Annotated in this window: 14 protein-coding genes; 3 read left to right on the top strand and 11 right to left on the bottom strand. The window is 55.5% G+C overall.

Going from position 1 to position 14,952, the window contains the following annotated elements:
• Positions 1 to 524 precede the first annotated feature (524 nt).
• A complete protein-coding gene (locus JTP09_RS06770) occupies positions 525 to 1,622 on the bottom strand; it encodes an ABC transporter ATP-binding protein (RefSeq protein ID WP_204877691.1) in 1,098 nt (365 codons plus the stop codon).
• 158 nt (positions 1,623 to 1,780) lie between these two features.
• Positions 1,781 to 3,112, bottom strand: coding sequence for a M48 family metallopeptidase (locus JTP09_RS06765; protein ID WP_204877690.1), 1,332 nt, complete (start codon positions 3,110 to 3,112; stop codon positions 1,781 to 1,783).
• A gap of 686 nt (positions 3,113 to 3,798) precedes the next feature.
• Between JTP09_RS06765 and JTP09_RS06760 the strand changes: the two genes are divergently transcribed.
• Positions 3,799 to 4,314 carry a hypothetical protein gene (locus JTP09_RS06760; protein ID WP_204877689.1) on the top strand — a complete coding sequence of 172 codons (516 nt, stop codon included), beginning with the start codon at positions 3,799 to 3,801 and terminating at the stop codon, positions 4,312 to 4,314.
• A 234-nt stretch (positions 4,315 to 4,548) separates the two neighbouring features.
• Here JTP09_RS06760 and JTP09_RS10060 read toward each other — a convergent pair whose 3' ends face one another.
• Positions 4,549 to 5,205 carry a recombinase zinc beta ribbon domain-containing protein gene (locus JTP09_RS10060; RefSeq protein WP_370592534.1) on the bottom strand — a complete coding sequence of 219 codons (657 nt, stop codon included), beginning with the start codon at positions 5,203 to 5,205 and terminating at the stop codon, positions 4,549 to 4,551.
• On the opposite strand from JTP09_RS10060, the gene JTP09_RS10050 reads away from it, so the two are divergent.
• Positions 5,167 to 5,352 carry a hypothetical protein gene (locus JTP09_RS10050; protein ID WP_239478962.1) on the top strand — a complete coding sequence of 62 codons (186 nt, stop codon included), beginning with the start codon at positions 5,167 to 5,169 and terminating at the stop codon, positions 5,350 to 5,352. The two genes, JTP09_RS10060 and JTP09_RS10050, sit on opposite strands and share 39 nt — an antisense overlap.
• Before the next feature lie 15 nt (positions 5,353 to 5,367).
• Here the strand turns inward: JTP09_RS10050 and JTP09_RS10045 are convergent, their stop codons facing one another.
• The 8 genes from JTP09_RS10045 to JTP09_RS06720 all read right to left on the bottom strand — a co-directional run bounded on the left by JTP09_RS10045 (position 5,368) and on the right by JTP09_RS06720 (position 11,790).
• On the bottom strand, positions 5,368 to 6,129 hold the full coding sequence (locus tag JTP09_RS10045; RefSeq protein ID WP_239478961.1) for a recombinase family protein: 762 nt from the start codon (positions 6,127 to 6,129) through the stop codon (positions 5,368 to 5,370).
• The gene (locus JTP09_RS06750; RefSeq protein WP_204877688.1) at positions 6,126 to 7,793 is read right to left on the bottom strand and encodes a recombinase family protein; all 1,668 of its coding nucleotides are present in this window, start codon (positions 7,791 to 7,793) and stop codon (positions 6,126 to 6,128) included. The genes JTP09_RS10045 and JTP09_RS06750 overlap by 4 nt, the downstream gene beginning before the upstream one ends.
• Before the next feature lie 51 nt (positions 7,794 to 7,844).
• Positions 7,845 to 8,093, bottom strand: coding sequence for a hypothetical protein (locus JTP09_RS06745; RefSeq protein WP_204877687.1), 249 nt, complete (start codon positions 8,091 to 8,093; stop codon positions 7,845 to 7,847).
• A gap of 600 nt (positions 8,094 to 8,693) precedes the next feature.
• On the bottom strand, positions 8,694 to 8,900 hold the full coding sequence (locus JTP09_RS06740; RefSeq protein ID WP_204877686.1) for a hypothetical protein: 207 nt from the start codon (positions 8,898 to 8,900) through the stop codon (positions 8,694 to 8,696).
• 93 nt (positions 8,901 to 8,993) lie between these two features.
• Complete coding sequence (locus JTP09_RS06735) at positions 8,994 to 9,767, bottom strand: N-acetylmuramoyl-L-alanine amidase (protein ID WP_204877685.1); 774 nt, start codon at positions 9,765 to 9,767, stop codon at positions 8,994 to 8,996.
• A gap of 184 nt (positions 9,768 to 9,951) precedes the next feature.
• Positions 9,952 to 10,527, bottom strand: a complete 576-nt coding sequence (locus JTP09_RS06730) for a holin family protein (protein ID WP_204877684.1) — start codon at positions 10,525 to 10,527, stop codon at positions 9,952 to 9,954.
• Between the two features lie 174 nt (positions 10,528 to 10,701).
• The gene (locus JTP09_RS06725) at positions 10,702 to 11,148 is read right to left on the bottom strand and encodes a DUF1617 family protein (protein ID WP_204877683.1); all 447 of its coding nucleotides are present in this window, start codon (positions 11,146 to 11,148) and stop codon (positions 10,702 to 10,704) included.
• Between the two features lie 258 nt (positions 11,149 to 11,406).
• Positions 11,407 to 11,790 (bottom strand): helix-turn-helix domain-containing protein, encoded by a 384-nt coding sequence (locus JTP09_RS06720; protein WP_204877682.1) that lies wholly within the window; start codon positions 11,788 to 11,790, stop codon positions 11,407 to 11,409.
• 216 nt (positions 11,791 to 12,006) lie between these two features.
• Between JTP09_RS06720 and JTP09_RS10355 the strand changes: the two genes are divergently transcribed.
• On the top strand, positions 12,007 to 14,946 hold the full coding sequence (locus JTP09_RS10355; RefSeq protein WP_204877681.1) for an ATP-dependent DNA helicase: 2,940 nt from the start codon (positions 12,007 to 12,009) through the stop codon (positions 14,944 to 14,946).
• The last annotated feature ends 6 nt before the right edge of the window (positions 14,947 to 14,952 follow it).

The raw sequence follows: 14,952 nt of genomic DNA, 5'->3' as shown, positions 1-14,952 counted from the left end.
CGAAGAATAGAGCTGAGCGTTCCGGTGGTAGCAAGAAACCAGTGAACTAGAAAAACTACCAGCAACATCGCTGAAAGGGCATGTCAGCCTATGTTGTAGGCACCCAAGGAGCGCACTCCTACGGGGAAGGTGAGCGCTCACCAGGCTGGTGAAAAAAAGTAGCCCGCGGGCAGTAACGTTGCGTCCTGACCTCTGAGCGAATACGCAAAGCCTGATAGGGGCGGTGCCTGCTGGTGTGGTCTGGAGTGGCGGTGCCGGGTGTTGATGCACGAGAAGGCATAGTTTTTAGTTTATAACTGCTCGTTCTCCTACGCCCGCCTCGGGTGTGACCACGTTATACCCAAGGTGACCGCGTTGATTGCGGTCATTTGAGCACAACGTGGTCACAGGTGAGTAGAACCTGGTCACACCGGGGGGGGAGGCGTTGGGGGGGGGTGGGTGGAAAGGGCGAAACGTGCGTGCCCAGCTAGCCCGGTGCGCCCGCCCTCTGGCGTCCGCTCGGTATACCCGCCCCTGAGTTGCTCTTAGACTTGCAGGTTTTTCCCGGTGTCAGCGTCAAAAAAGTGTACTGCGCCGCTGGGCTTGATCCAGACGTTGCTGTCGCGGGTGAGAGTACGCGCCGGTACTCGCACCGCCACGCACTGTTGCAGATCAGCTCCGTGCCCGGCGAGTTCTACCTCGTCGGTGCGAATGTAAGCGTAGGCGTCCGCGCCTAATTCCTCGATGGTCTCAACACGCCCCGCAATACCTTTGCCCTCGTCGGTGAGTTCTAGATGTTCCGGTCGTATGCCCAGCAGGACGCACCCTGCGTTCCCCTGCTCGGTATTGGTTTGAGGTAAGGGCAGGACGAAGCTACCTAGAGAAGCGCCCTCGCCAGTCACGGGGCACCGAAAGAAATTTATCGAGGGTGAGCCTATGAAACTGGCAACAAAAGTATTGGCGGGGTGGTCGTAGATGCGGGTGGGGGTGTCGAGCTGTTGCAGTACCCCCTGGTGGAGCACTGCTACGCGGTCGCCCATTGTCATTGCTTCTATTTGGTCGTGGGTGACGTAGAGCGTGGTGATACCCAGTTGCCCGGTCACCTCTGAAATGTGGGCGCGGGTGTGCTGACGCAGTTGGGCATCCAGATGTGAGAGGGGTTCGTCCATGAGGAAGGCTTGGGGTTGGCGTACGATTGCGCGCCCCATTGCCACCCGCTGCCGTTGTCCACCTGAAAGCGCTTCGGGCTTGCGGTCGAGGTAATCGGTGAGATCCAGCTTTGCCGCTGTCTCTTCAACTGCGCGCTGGATAAGATCGCGGGGCTGCTTGGCGACCACTAGCGGGAAAGCCATGTTTCCGCGCACTGTTAGATGTGGGTAGAGGGCGTAGTTTTGAAAAACCATGGCAACATCGCGGTTTTTCGGTGCCACGTGGGTGATGTCTGCACCGTTAATGAGTATGCGTCCGCTCGTGATGTTTTCTAAACCCGCTAGCATGCGCAGGGTTGTTGATTTTCCGCACCCCGAGGGGCCTACGAGTACCAGAAACTCGCCGTCGGCGACCTTTAGATTTAAGTTGTCTACTGCTGGGCGTTGAGCGCCGGGGTACGTGCAGGTGACGTTCTCAAAGGTGATGGTGGCCATGATTTCTTTCGGTAGCTGCAAGGTATGCCTGCGTGCGGACGCGGGTTTCTAGTGTATCGCGGGCATCTGAGCTGTGAGCTGACCTGCCGAGAGCGCAATTTTGAACATGTTTTGCGTGAAAACCTGTGCAAAGTTGCACTCTCGGCGGGGCGCTGGTTTTAGTCTTCGGGTTGGCTTTGCGGCTGGGTCTGACCTTGCCCCTGGCCCTGCGGTGCGTTCTGTGCTGCGCGCATCCGCTCTTCGCGTATATGTGGGGGCGCCCACTGGGTTTCGAGCATGTCTGCTACGCGGCGGTCGCGGTGACGGGCAGGTACTTTCTGTTCGACCTGAACAATACCGAAGTGCTGGTTGTTTGGGTTTTCGGGGTAGGTTGCCATGTAGTCGGTTGCCTGCAGCGGGTCTGCCCAGGTCTCTGCGGGTTCGGCGGCAGGAATCATAGAGAGCGGGTAGGGCGGGTTATTCTTGGGGCGCCAAATGAGACGTCCGGGTTCTGAGCGGTCGCGCAGGGCGTGGGCGCGCCAGGTGCCAACGGGGTGGGATGCGTTGAGGTTGGCGATCCAGGTGAAGAAGCCGCCTTCGTAGACAGCGCGGTTGGCGTATTCGTCGAAGTTCACCTCGTTCATGAGGTATTTGCCGGCGGCTAGGACGCCGGTGACTTCGGGTGCGCCCTGGGGGCAGAAGCGGTAGCCGTAGTTATCGGCGGTGTATTCTTGGGCGCGGGAGAGAATGGAGCCGACCAGGGGTAGTTGCATAAAGAGCGAGGTGAATATTAGGCGGAAGTAGCTGACGTGACCGGCTGCGATGTGCCCGACTTCGTGCCCGATAATGAAGCGCAGAGCGTTGGGGTTGCGCGGTGCGCCGCCGATTTCGAAGAGGTCTGAGTAAATCACAATGAAGCGGCGGTGCCCGTGGCCTGAGGCGAAAGCATTGATCTGGCCGTTGCCGAGCATTACGTAGGCGTCGGGGACGCGGCGTAGACCGGCGGCACGGGCTGCTTCTACTATCATTTGGTAGGCTTCGGGAAACTGTGTGGGGCTAATGCGTACGGCGTTGACGCGAATCTGTGCGTACATGAACGCACGCACTAAAAAGAGGAGTAGTGGCAGGTAGACGGCGAGCAGGGTGAGCTGCACCATGAGGCCGATATTGCTGGCGGTTCCTGTGGTTTCATCAACCTCAATCGCCATGAGGTCTGGAATGAACGAGGTTAGAAAGTAGATGCCCACACCAATATAGGCGAAGAGTGTCACACCGTAGGCAGAAATCAGCCAGGGTAGCTCGCCGGGGTGGCGTATGGCGTTAGCGAATTTGAAGGGCAGTAGTGATTGAAAACGGAAGAGCTTAGGGCCCGGTAGTGGGGTGAGCGGTCTTTGGCGGGTGTCTTCTGGCATCCAGCCTTGTGAGACGTCGTTGGGTAGCGGGCGTGTGAGCCCTTCGCTGGGTGCGGATGCGCCCTCTGGTGCGTGGTGGTCTCCTGGTTGGTTGTTCATGAGTACCCTTCAAACAGTTTGTGGCTGTGACACTGAATATAAAACCAATCTATAGAGTTCGCGGTAAATATCCAAAGAGGCTGGCGGGGATGTGAGGGGGGGTGGGTGCGTTCTATCTGCTTTCTTGATTCAGGTGGGGTGGGTGCGTCTTATCTGCTGTGGGCTGAGAGGTGCCATGCCGCGTCCATGTCCCCTACTGGGTGACTACATATTTCTCACAGGTGGCGGGAACGTGATTATACCGTTGGGGTGTAGTCAGATTTTGCTTGCGGACGCGGGTGGTGGGTGTGGGTGAGTGCCCGCCGACGCGCGTCCGTGCCGCTGGTGCTTAACTTCACAAGTAGCCTTATGGTGTGTGGTGGTGCGCGAAAACTTCAGGTACTGGAGTGCAGGGTATGCGTGGGAATGAGTATGCTGAACCCTGCATTTCCCCAAGTCAAGCGGCATTTGGTGTGGCATGGGATTGTTCGTGCCGAATTGTACTTTAAAAGATCAGATATTTAAAAGGAGTCGGTGCGTGGCAAGCCTTTCCGCCAATTTTTATTGCGCCTGAAAAAAGCGAATATATTCCAGATTTTTATAGTTTATGATTATTTCTCACCTAAACAATTACTTGCAGTGTCAATCAATAATGTTTACTGCGTCAAGTAATGCTGCTTGAGTGTGAGTATCCCCGAAAGAGAATCATGACATCATCCATTAACCGCCGCTCGCTGGTAAAGGGCGCCGCATGGGCAGCCCCCGTCGTTGCAGCAACTACCGCCATCCCAGCATATGCGGCATCTGCCCGCTCTTGCCCCACCGTCACCATTGCTCAGACTGCCGGTAGTGTCGCAGGCACCTACGTAGTAACCGTCATCTACAAGGGCACCGCAGAGGGCATGTACATCGGTGGTGTGACCCGCTACAACGATGTTCAAGAGCCAAACCAGCCTGCCATGGTGGAATACATCGATTACGACCGTAACCTGTTTGAACTAGATTTGGATGCTACCCAGTCACTGCGATACATCGGTCCCGCAAAAGAAGTCGACACTACCTTCACTTTTGTCATGGGCAATAATTTTGAAGAGGCTGAGTTCCTCTCATCTGCCCCTGAAACCGTTGAATTCATTCCTAATTCTTTGCAAACTGGTTGGACCGCAATAGCTGGGACAACCCGTTGCGGTCGTCTGCCCTCAACGTATGGTGCTAGTTCCTAAGCCATATTTGCTACTGCAACTGTGAAAATAGAGATGTAAGAAACTTCAATAAGCCCGATGCTTATTGCTCGGGTTGGATACAACGGGGCGTTAGGTTGTATTTGGCTGCGTGAGTGGGTCGCTTTTCTTTGCTGTGGGTCGGTGCTTGTCTCCGGCCTTTTTTCAATGAAAAATAGGGCTCCGAACATGCGGTTTTGCATGCCAGGAGCCTAGATGGTTGCGAAGTAGCTCGCCCTAGATTTTGACCTCAGTGCTGTCTTGGAGGGTGAAGATGAACCCGCCCTCGGGAGTGACGGTCAGGTGGTCTACTAGGGTCCGCCAGAGCATCGGGGTGAACCGGTCGGTTGTGGTGAGCTTGTTGCGTTCTTTGAGGTAGTACTCGAAGCGGACTTTTCTGACTCTCAATTCATCGAGTTGCCCTGCTAGTTCGTTGTACTTTTCGAGTGACTGCTGGTAGTTCGCTTCCATCCGCAAGCTTTGCTCTCGGTATTCTTCAGCGTCGATTTTTGCCCGCGCGTTGCGGTGAGCGAGGTCGAGGAAATCAGTCTGGGCCTTATTGAGGGCTTCGAGCGCATCTGCGACTTCTTCTTCGAGGCTGGTGGTGTCCAGCTGGGTCGATACGAGTTTGTCGACCTGGCGGTGGACTTCGCGTTCATTGATTATTTTGCCCAGCAGGGTGTTGAACGCTTCCTGAATTTGCGCTTCGTTCAAGTGCGGTGTGGTGCAGCCGGTGTGCTTTTCGTACTTGGCGTTGCAGCGCCAGATGACCTGGCGGTATTTGCTGTTGGAGTGCCATGTTTTTGACCCGTAGTAGTGTCCGCATTGCCCGCACACGATTGTTGAAGATAAGGGGTGTTTCTTCGAGGCGTGGTGGCGTCCGCCGCGTTTGATATTGGGGTCGAGCAGGGTCTGGACGTAGTCCCATACCGCTGGAGCGATGATTGGTTCGTGGTTGCCACTGACGTAGTACTGGGGTACTTCGCCGGTGTTTTTCGCTTTCTTCTTGGTGAGAAAGTCGATGGTGTAGCTCTTTTGTAGCAGGGCGTCGCCTTTTTATTTTTCGTTGGTGAGGATGGTTTTGATGGTTCCGCCGTGCCAGGTTTTGCGCCCTTGGCCTGTGAGCCGTCCCATTGCTTCGAGGCGTCGGGCGATTTGGTGCATGCTGATGCCTTCCAGGAACATCGAGTAGATGAGCCTGACGGTTTTGGCTTGTTCTTCATCGATTTCTAGTGTGTTGTTCTCGCCGCGTTTGTAGCCGAGGAAGTTGTTGTAAGGTACGGTTACTTTCCCGTCTGCGAAGCGTTTGCGGTGCCCCCAAGTGACGTTCTCACTAATGCTGCGGGCTTCTTCTTGGGCCAGGGAGGACATGATGGTGATGAGCAGTTCACCTTTAGCATCAAGGGTCCAGATGTTTTCTTTTTCGAAGTAGACCTCCACGCCTTTGTCTTTGAGTTGGCGCACGGTGGTCAGGGAGTCGACGGTGTTGCGGGCGAACCGGGAGACGCTCTTGGTGATGATGAGGTCGATTTTCCCTGCCAAGGCGTCAGCGATCATGGTTTGGAAACCAGCGCGTTTCGCTGTGCTGGTGCCGGTGATGCCTTCATCGGTGTAGACCTTTACTAATTCCCATCCGGAGTGTTCGGTGATGTATCGGGTGTAGTAGTCCACTTGTGCCTGGTAGGAAGAGACCTGGTCATCGTGGTCGGTGGAGACGCGCGCGTAGCCGGCAACCTTTTTGACAGTGAGTTGCTCCAGTGGGGATCCGGTGTGCATCCGCCTGGTGGCGGGAATGGCTGTGACTGTACGTGTGCTCATTTCTCCTCCTCTTTTCCGTTCGTGCCCTGCTGGTTGTTGGGTTGGCAGCGTCCTTGGGCACGCATTTCGCGCATGAACTTAGAGGCCTTGGCTTTACGTTCAGGCGTCCAGGAACGTTTTGATGCTTTCGCTTTACGTGCTTTGCCCTCGGGGGTGAATCCGGCTTTGATGCGCCTGAAGCGTTCAGCTTTTTCTTCTTCGGTCATCGCTGCCCAGCGTTCTCGGTTGCGCCGGCCAACCTCGGCTCTTGCCTCGGGTGTCCAACGGTCTTTTTGCGCCTGGCGCATTTTCTCGATGGTTTCGGGGCTGCGTTTATAGCTGGGCTTGCGTCGCTTCGTTCGGGCAAGGTACTCGCGGCGTTCCTCTTCGTTCATGGATTCCCAGAAGGAACGCAACTTTTGCCCATGGGTCTTGGCGCGTTCTTCTGTCCAGGTTTGGTGGCGGTAGTCGATGGTGGGGATTTCCAGTTCGCGATGTTCTCCGCTGGTCAAGATGAAAGTTCCCCACCCGTTGCGTGTGATTTCGATGCGTTCGACTACCTCTCGCAGGCTTTCAATGGTGAGCTCCTCGATGCCTAGTTGTTCTTGGCAGATATGAATCAGGGAGCGTTCAGCGATTGGTTTTGTGGGGCAACTGGCTACGCCGTCACGGTTGGTGCGGCACACCCAGCGCCTACGAGAATCGTCTTTCCGGCCTTTTTTCGTCCAGTTCGCGGCGCGGAAGTATCCCTGGCAATGGGTGCAATAAATCATTGAGGTGAAGGTGGAGGTGCGAATTGACCAGTTAGCAAATGCTCCTTGGCTACGTCGTTTGGCTCGCTCGGTTTGGACCTTGTCGAACGTTTCCCGGTCAATGATGGCGGGCACAGCGTTCTCGACCCGGTACATGGTTTGCTCGTTGTTTTGAGGGCGAGCATGCACACCCAAGCCGGGTGTTATCCAGCGGCCCAGCACCAGGGTGCCGGTGTAGGCCTCGTTCTTGAGCCAGCAGCGGATAGTTGATGGGCCGATGCTTTGCCCGTCGCGGCCTTTAATGCCTTGTTCTTCGAGCTGCTCACTCATGCGCTCGGCCGATACTTTGTTCAAGAAACTGTCGTAAACCCACCGGATGACTTTGGCTTCTTCTTCGACGATGGCCGCGTCCGTACCGTCTTTAGAATCTGTGTACCCATAGAGGTGGAAGCCGTTCGCTCTGCCTTGCTCGAACTTCTTACGCACCCGCCATTTGACGTTTTCGCTTAGCTGTTCAGATTCTGCTTGCGCGAAGGAAGCAAGCAAGGTCAGCATCAACTCCCCGTCAGCGGAGAAGGTAGAGATGCCTTCTTTTTCAAATCTGACTTCCACACCGATTTCTTTGAGTTCGCGGCATGTAGTGAGCACGTCAAGCGTGTTGCGTCCAAAGCGGCTGATGGACTTGGTGAGTACCAAGTCGATCTGCCCGTTTCGGCATGCCGCGAGCAGTTCTTGGAAACCTGCACGGTTTTGGTTCGTTCCGCTTTTGCCCTCATCGGAATACACGCCCATGTACTTCCAGCCGGGTGTGGACTGAATCAAAGTCGAGTAGTAGTCAATCTGTGTAGCCAAGGACTTAGGGGTTCGCTCAGTGACAACCGAGATTCTCGCGTAGGCGGCCACCCGCAAAATCCCTTCCCACTTCTCACTCACAGGTGGGCTTATCCGTTCCATCTTTTTGCTGCTCATCGTCAACGTTCTCCTTCACATTCCAAGGGGTTCAAGTTCTTGATGGTTTGTATCCATCTGACTCAATAACTCACTTGAAAGCTTTGGAAAGTCCAGGCGGACGCGGGCTAATAAAGCGGTGCGAGAATCAGGAAAACGGGCCTGAATATCTTCGAAGCAGCCGCGCACGTCATCAAGCGTTAAAACCCCTTGGCCAAAGAGTTCTTCAATGTGCAACCACACCAATAACGATTGGCTCTCAACAAGTGCGTTGCGCTGTTCCATCACTGGCCCCACCGAGTTTTTACGTAGCAGGCGTGTGAGCAGTACTTACGGCGCGCATCCCCATAAATACTCACCCGGATCCCGCAGCCTTTGCACATAAAAACACGCTCTGGGCTGCGCTTACCCGCCTCGGGGTGCAGGTGCCACCAGGTGCGTCGGTGCTTCGGGGAGCAAAAACGCTGGCTCGAACGTGAAGGGCTAAATCCAGTGCCGCAGTACCGGCACACCCCCACGCCTAACGGCTGGGCGGGTTTAGTGCCTTCGGGGATGATGTGCTGGCGGGCTAGGTAACCTTTGGCGGCATCACGCGAAATACCAAGATGCGCGCTTATCTCGCTAAGCCCATAACCAGCCCGGCGCAGCCTGGTAAGTGCCTGTTTTTCTACCTGTGATAATGCCACCTGTTAGCACCCCCGGTGTGCTAATTGGTGCCCCACCTCTTGGGGCTCTCGCAGGTATGTCAAAAGCGCCCCGAAAGTTAACCACCCCGCTTGCGTGATCACCTGAAAAACAAGAAAAGCCCTCGCGCCATGACCACAAAGGGCCACTAGCGCGAGGGCTTTCAATTCCGGAACAGGTTACCGGCTGAACAGCAGGGTTTTAACTCTCAGAGCGCATCAGACGTTGGGCTTCAAAGAACCAGTCTTTAGCTTTATCGAGTACTTCACCGACGCCACGCCGCCCGGCGGTGTCACGCCCATCCATACCGCCTTGATCGAAGGACTCTTTGGGGGCGATGAACTTTTCGTACTCGTAAAACACAGAGACGATCTCCTCCAAGAACTGGGCACGCTGTGCGGTATCCATGCCTGTCAGCTGAGAATCAATGGAGTCACGAATAGTCGTACCACCATTTTATTTCCTCAACCTATAGGCGGCTGGGCAAAACCCTAGCCTTGGCTAATACCCAAGTTTGCGGTTCACAATCCGCTGCTCGGCCGCGTAGTTGGCTCCCAGGCGTCGTCGGCGTTCGTCTCCGTTGCCGAACTCGCCTCGGATGACCGCATCAGCAAGGGCGTTCAAATCCGGTCCAGCAGAGGTGGTCGCGGAGCCGTAGCCCAGGCGCTGGTTCACAATCGCCTGCACAGCCGAATACTTAGAACCTAAGCGGCGCTTGCGTTCCTCGCCATTGCCATAATCGCCGCGTAGCACAGCGTCCGCCAGGGCGTTCAGGTCACCAGAAGGCGCAGTTGTGGTGGTGGCGGGTTTGGCGTTGCCGGCTCCGCCACCTCCGCCTAGCCATGGTGCGAGCACGGACGTGGGTGGGTAGTAGCGTCCAGGGCAGTCCGTAGACGTACAGTCCTTGTGGCCAAGAATGGTCAGCGGCCCATGCTTAGCTTGCAGGTCACGGATTAGTTCAGCCACGGTGGCTTTGTCGGCCTCATTGCAGCGGGGGTTGCATTCGATCCCGATGGACTCAAGGTTTTTCACCCAATTACCCGCGTGGTAGGCAGTGTTGCCGTCTGCAACCAACTGGGCGACGCGTCCGGCCTCTGCCACGTAGTGAGCGGAGGTGTTGTTGCCGCCGCGTTCGAACCAGCGGATAGTGCCCTCAAAGGTGGGGTGTTTGGCGGGGTCATCCCAGTGATGCACCACAATGTATTTAATGCGGTGGCCTTGGCGGCCTCGGGTGAAAGCGGTGGCGTCATGGGAATGGTCAATCGTGTAAGACATAGCAGTTTTCTCCTTGATGTAGTGGATGGGTTTTTAGGGTTGGACGATCACGTGCAACCAAATCAGCGCGGTCAATAGCGGGATGATGGCCTGCTCCCACACCCACCAGCCCACCCCGATTACAGAGGCGAGCATCAGGGTGCTGACCAAAGCAGTGAGGACAGTTGGCAGGTGGGAGGCTGGTTTAGTCACCATCACCACCTGCCTCGCCATCCGGCGCGGGTTTGGTGGTGTGGGCCAGAGGCTTCCGCACTTCTGCGATGTTGACTTCAGGGACATGTGGACGCGGCACCGCCACCGGCTCGCTCGTGTTTGTTGCGGCGTGGCGGCCGTGGGCCGAGTTCAAAAGACCATCCGTTGCAGTGCTTTCACGCTCGGTGAGGGTGGCTAGGGCCTGGCTGAACTTGGGTGGTACTGGCAGGCCTAGGACGGTGGCGTTTTCGATCAGGGAGATGCCTTCGTTGGCGATGTAGAAGAAGATCAACGCCCCGCGAAGCACCCCCACCCCACCAAGCACGTGGGTGTCCATCAGCTGGGCTAGAGCAACGAAGGCGAGGATAAGCATCTTGCCAAACAGACCTTTGAAGCCAACCGCGCTGGATAGTTTTCGGGTGGTGATGGCTGCCATGACGCCGGAGATGTAGTCGGCGGTGATGAAGGCGAGCAGGGTGTAGAGCAGGGCATCGGGGGTGCCAAACACCCAACCAGCCCCTGCGCCAATGATTCCGGCGATGGTGCGTAGATAGTGGTCTAGTGGCATGAGAAATCAGTTCCTTCCAAGAGAGGTTTGGGCATGAAAAAAGCCCCGAGGCTTCATTGGCCGTCGGGGCTTGGTGGGAGTGTGAGGATGTGGGTTTCAGGCTCTGAAAGAGGTGGAGGTTCCACCTGCTTTGGCACCTGAGGCTTAACGGCCTCATCTTCTGGCTGGGTCGGGTTAATCTCCATCAGTACTGGCCTCCTCTAACGTGTCGCACAGCAGGTCATAGGTTATGGCATCACTGCCGGAAAAGGTGCCCGGATAATCCACTAAGGCTTTGGTGAGGACCCCGTACTGTTCCTCGTAGAGGGATGGCACGGTGACGGTTTCATTCATCAGCGCCTGGTGCTCTGTCACGAACTCACTAGCCTGACCGGGGTCCTTCAGGGTGAAACCGCCGGCCTCATCCAACAGGATTTCACCGTCCTCGTTGAGGGTGGCGTACTGGCGAGCCAACTCCACCTCAGATACTCCCAATGCTTCAAGGTGAGCGAGCAAGGCAGAGTGGAGTTTGGTTCTGGCACGTGATGCACTACCGGCTAGTTCTAGCCCATCAAGTAGGCCGGTGATAGCAGGTAGATGGTGGTTGCGAATCTTCAATACAGCCATAGAGAGAATAATCATGTGCTCATGGCCGTCAACAATCTGCTGGCTATGGCCGTCTTCATCCCAGACTTTGATGGGGCGGTTATCAAAACATGTCAGCCCTAATACCGTGTTGTCTTGGGGAGAGGTGAAACCAGTTAATGTCTGCCCGTACGTGCTGCTCGGCGAAAGCCTCGATGTCGATACGGGTCGGGCGATCAAGAACCCCAGGGTCCCATTCGCACAAGATCTTCTCGGCCTTGATCTCAAGGCCCCGCGCTGAGTAACGGCGCACCACTATCGCTCACCGTCCCCAGCTTCTGACTCGATCACCTCAATAACCTTCTCCCAGCCCTGTGCTGAAAGTTTGGTATCCCGAGCCCTGCGCAGGGCAACCCTGGCCAGGTCGGTATCCATGATGTAGCCACCAAGATCAGTTGGAACAGCCTCTTTATCTCTAGCGATCACATCACGCATCAAGTCACGATCAGCGCTAGAAAGCTGCAATTGGGAGGCAATCCCTTCAGCAAGCTCAGCCGAGGGCAGGCGTTTACCTGCCTCTAAATCTGACATGTGCTGCCTGGTTACCTCGAGTTTCATAGCAAGGGAGCGTTGGGTTACTCCCGCTGCTAGGCGGCGATCTTTCAAAAAGGCTCCGAACGAGTTCTGTTGCGGATCCATGAACGCCTCCTTTCTATACACCATTAATGTCATATAGTCAGCAGCGCGGCTGACATGTTTAGAATATCACGGCTTTCCTGTCGGGGCGAACAAAAGTTCGATCCCGTGCGGTTGGGGTAGGGGTTAAACGTTGCCAGCGTGCCAAAAGGACAAAACCGTAGTCATGCGGTAAATTTTAGATATTGCGACGCTCAAGGTTCACAGGAGGTGGTAGACGTGGGCTTCGACTTCGGTAGAGCTAATGACGCACAGCGTCTAGCCATCGAAACTACTGATGGTCCGGTGCTGATCACTGCCGGTCCTGGTACTGGTAAAACTTTCACCCTCGTACAGCGCGCCATTTACTTGATCGAAGAGCGCGGTGTTGCCCCTGAAGAGATCATGGTGGCTACCTTCACCGAGAAGGCAGCCAAGGAGCTAGTCACTCGTATCACCAATGAGTTGGATGCTCGTGGGATCAGTGTGAACCTCACTGAGATGTATGTGGGCACCTTCCACTCTTTGTGTCTGCGGATTTTGAAAGAAAACCTCGAGTACACCCGCCTGAAACAAGGATTCAGGGTTCTCGATGAGTTTGACCAGTCCTACACGATCTTCCAGAATTTCCATCACTTCAAGACTGTTAGTGGCTGGGAGCAGGTTCTAGGCGGGCCACAGACTGGGACTTGGCGACGTTCAACAATGTTGTGTTCGTTGGTCAACAACCTGTGTGAAGAGCTGATCGATCCGGCCGCCTTACTTAGCGATTCTGACCCGGATATGATGGCGATCGGTCAACTAGCAATGAAGTACAGGGAGTTGCTGGCGGATGAAAACTTGTTGGATTTTGCCTCAATCCAGGTTGAATCCCACCGCCTCCTCACTGAACATCCCGAGGTTGCGGACAAGCTTTCGACGCAGCTGCGTTACTTGATGATCGACGAGTACCAGGACACTAACTATGTTCAAGAACAGCTCGTCTTCCTCCTAGCCAAGGAGCACGGAAATATATGCGTAGTGGGTGACGACGACCAGGGTCTTTACCGTTTCCGTGGAGCGACAATCCGAAACATTCTTGAGTTCCCCTCTAAGTTCCCAGACGGTGAGTGCCGGATTATCCCGCTCGTGACGAACTACCGGTCGGACGCGCAGATCGTAGATTTCTACAACGAGTGGATGACTACCACTTCTAGCTCAGAGTTCAGCTTCGACTGGGCTGGCTTCCGTTACGACAAGACCATAAAGCCAGCAGGGCCCACACCATTGTCTTCACCATCGGTGATTCGCCTAGAAGGAGAAGACGAAAAGGATTGGCAAGCCCAAGTTCTGCGCTTCGTGGAGCGGCTCAAGGCTTCTGGGAAACTCACCGACTACAACCAGCTAGCCTTCCTCTTTAGATCAGTCAAGTACCCCAAAGTCAAAGCACTGGCCAAGTATCTCGAAGAGCACGGCATCAACGTCTACTCGCCGCGCTCTGAAATGTTCTTCGACCGCACCGAGATCAAGCTCGCGATCGGCCTGCTGCTCCTGGTGTTCCCGGCATATGTGCAGTCCTTGGGGCAGAAAGACAGTCCAGCCGCGAAGTTTCTCAAACCGGAGCAGAGGACGTATTACTCCGAGTGCATCAAGCAGGCTAACACCCACTTGTCCACGCCTGAGGGCGAAGACCTACGTGAATGGCTAGTAGCGCACGGTCGTGAGCACATCGCGCTGACCGCACAGACTGACTACGCGATCGCAGGCCTGTTCTACCAGATGCTCGCCTTCGAACCATTCGTCTCCTACCTGGCTACGCCGATGGATACCGGGATGGTCGACCTGCGGCCCACAAGAAACCTGGCACTCCTCACCCAGATCATCGGGAAGTTTGAATACCTCTACAATGTCTCGATTCTCTCTGGACGCAAAGGCAAAGGACAGTCTCAGCGTCACATCGACCGCACCATAGACCACTTCTTCACCCTCTACTTGCGGCTGCTCATGGAAGGGGGCATTGGCGAATACGAGGATGACTCCGAATACGCCCCCTCAGGATGCGTCTCCTTCCTAACTATCCACCAGTCCAAAGGTATGGAGTTCCCGATCGTCCTCACCGACTCGCTGCATACCGTGCCACGCAAGGACAGAGAAACTATCATCGACCAAGTCATTGCGAAGTATTCCCATCGTGAGGCGTTCGAACCTGAAGACCAGATCAAGTTCTACGACTTTTGGCGCGTGTACTACACTGCGTTCTCACGCGCCCAAAACCTCCTCGTCCTCACCTGCGTGAGGGACGGTAAACGCACCCCCTCAAAGTACTTCCGACACGTCTACAACGATCTTCCCGAGGACAGCAGCGAAGCGTTCGATCTATCTGAGTTCACCTTCGAGACAGTCAAAGACGTCAACATCAAGGCGAAGTTCTCCTTCACCTCGCACATCTCGGTCTACGAGACCTGCCCACGCCAGTACAAGTTCTACCGTGACCTCGAATTCTCACCCGTGCGTATCTCCGCCAGGCTCTTCGGTACCTTGGTTCATCAGACCATCGAAGACGTCCACCGTGCCGCTCTTCGCGGAGAAGAACACCTGATTACTGCTGAGAACGTGGCCAAGTGGTTCGACGTGAACTACACCTACCTCTCACGGGCCGAACGCACCTACCTCGCACCCGCCCAGCAAAAATCCGCGCTCGGACAAGTCCAACGTTACGTTGAACGCCAGGACGGCAAGTGGGAGAGAATCAAACAAGCCGAAGTAGACGTCAGCCTAGTCAAGCCTGAATACATCGTTGATGGCACCATTGACCTCATCCGGGGCGAGAGCGGCACCGTCGAGATCGTGGACTTCAAGTCCGAGAAAAAACCCGATCTCCACTCAACTTCCAAATGGCATCAGGACCGGTTAGAGCGCTACCGTCGCCAGCTCCACCTTTATGCCCATCTCGTGCACGAGCGCACCGGCGAAACTGTCTCGAAGATGCACGTGTATTACACCGGCGAAGAAGACTCCAACCCGCAGATCAGTTGGGACTACTCACCGACCGCTGTGGAAGCGACCATGGAGGTCTTCGATGAGACCGTCCACAAGATTATGGCAAGGGAATACTCCGGATGTGCTCGGAGCGAGAAAACATGCGGCACTTGCGACTTTAACGCGTATTGTTCAACGCAGCCAGGAAAGCCAAGGAACTAGAGGAAT

It is taken from the genome of Rothia sp. ZJ1223, from assembly GCF_016900985.1.
Lineage (GTDB): Bacteria > Actinomycetota > Actinomycetes > Actinomycetales > Micrococcaceae > Rothia.
Note: the sequence above shows the minus strand (reverse complement) of the source record. Positions and strands in the feature narration are given on the sequence as shown.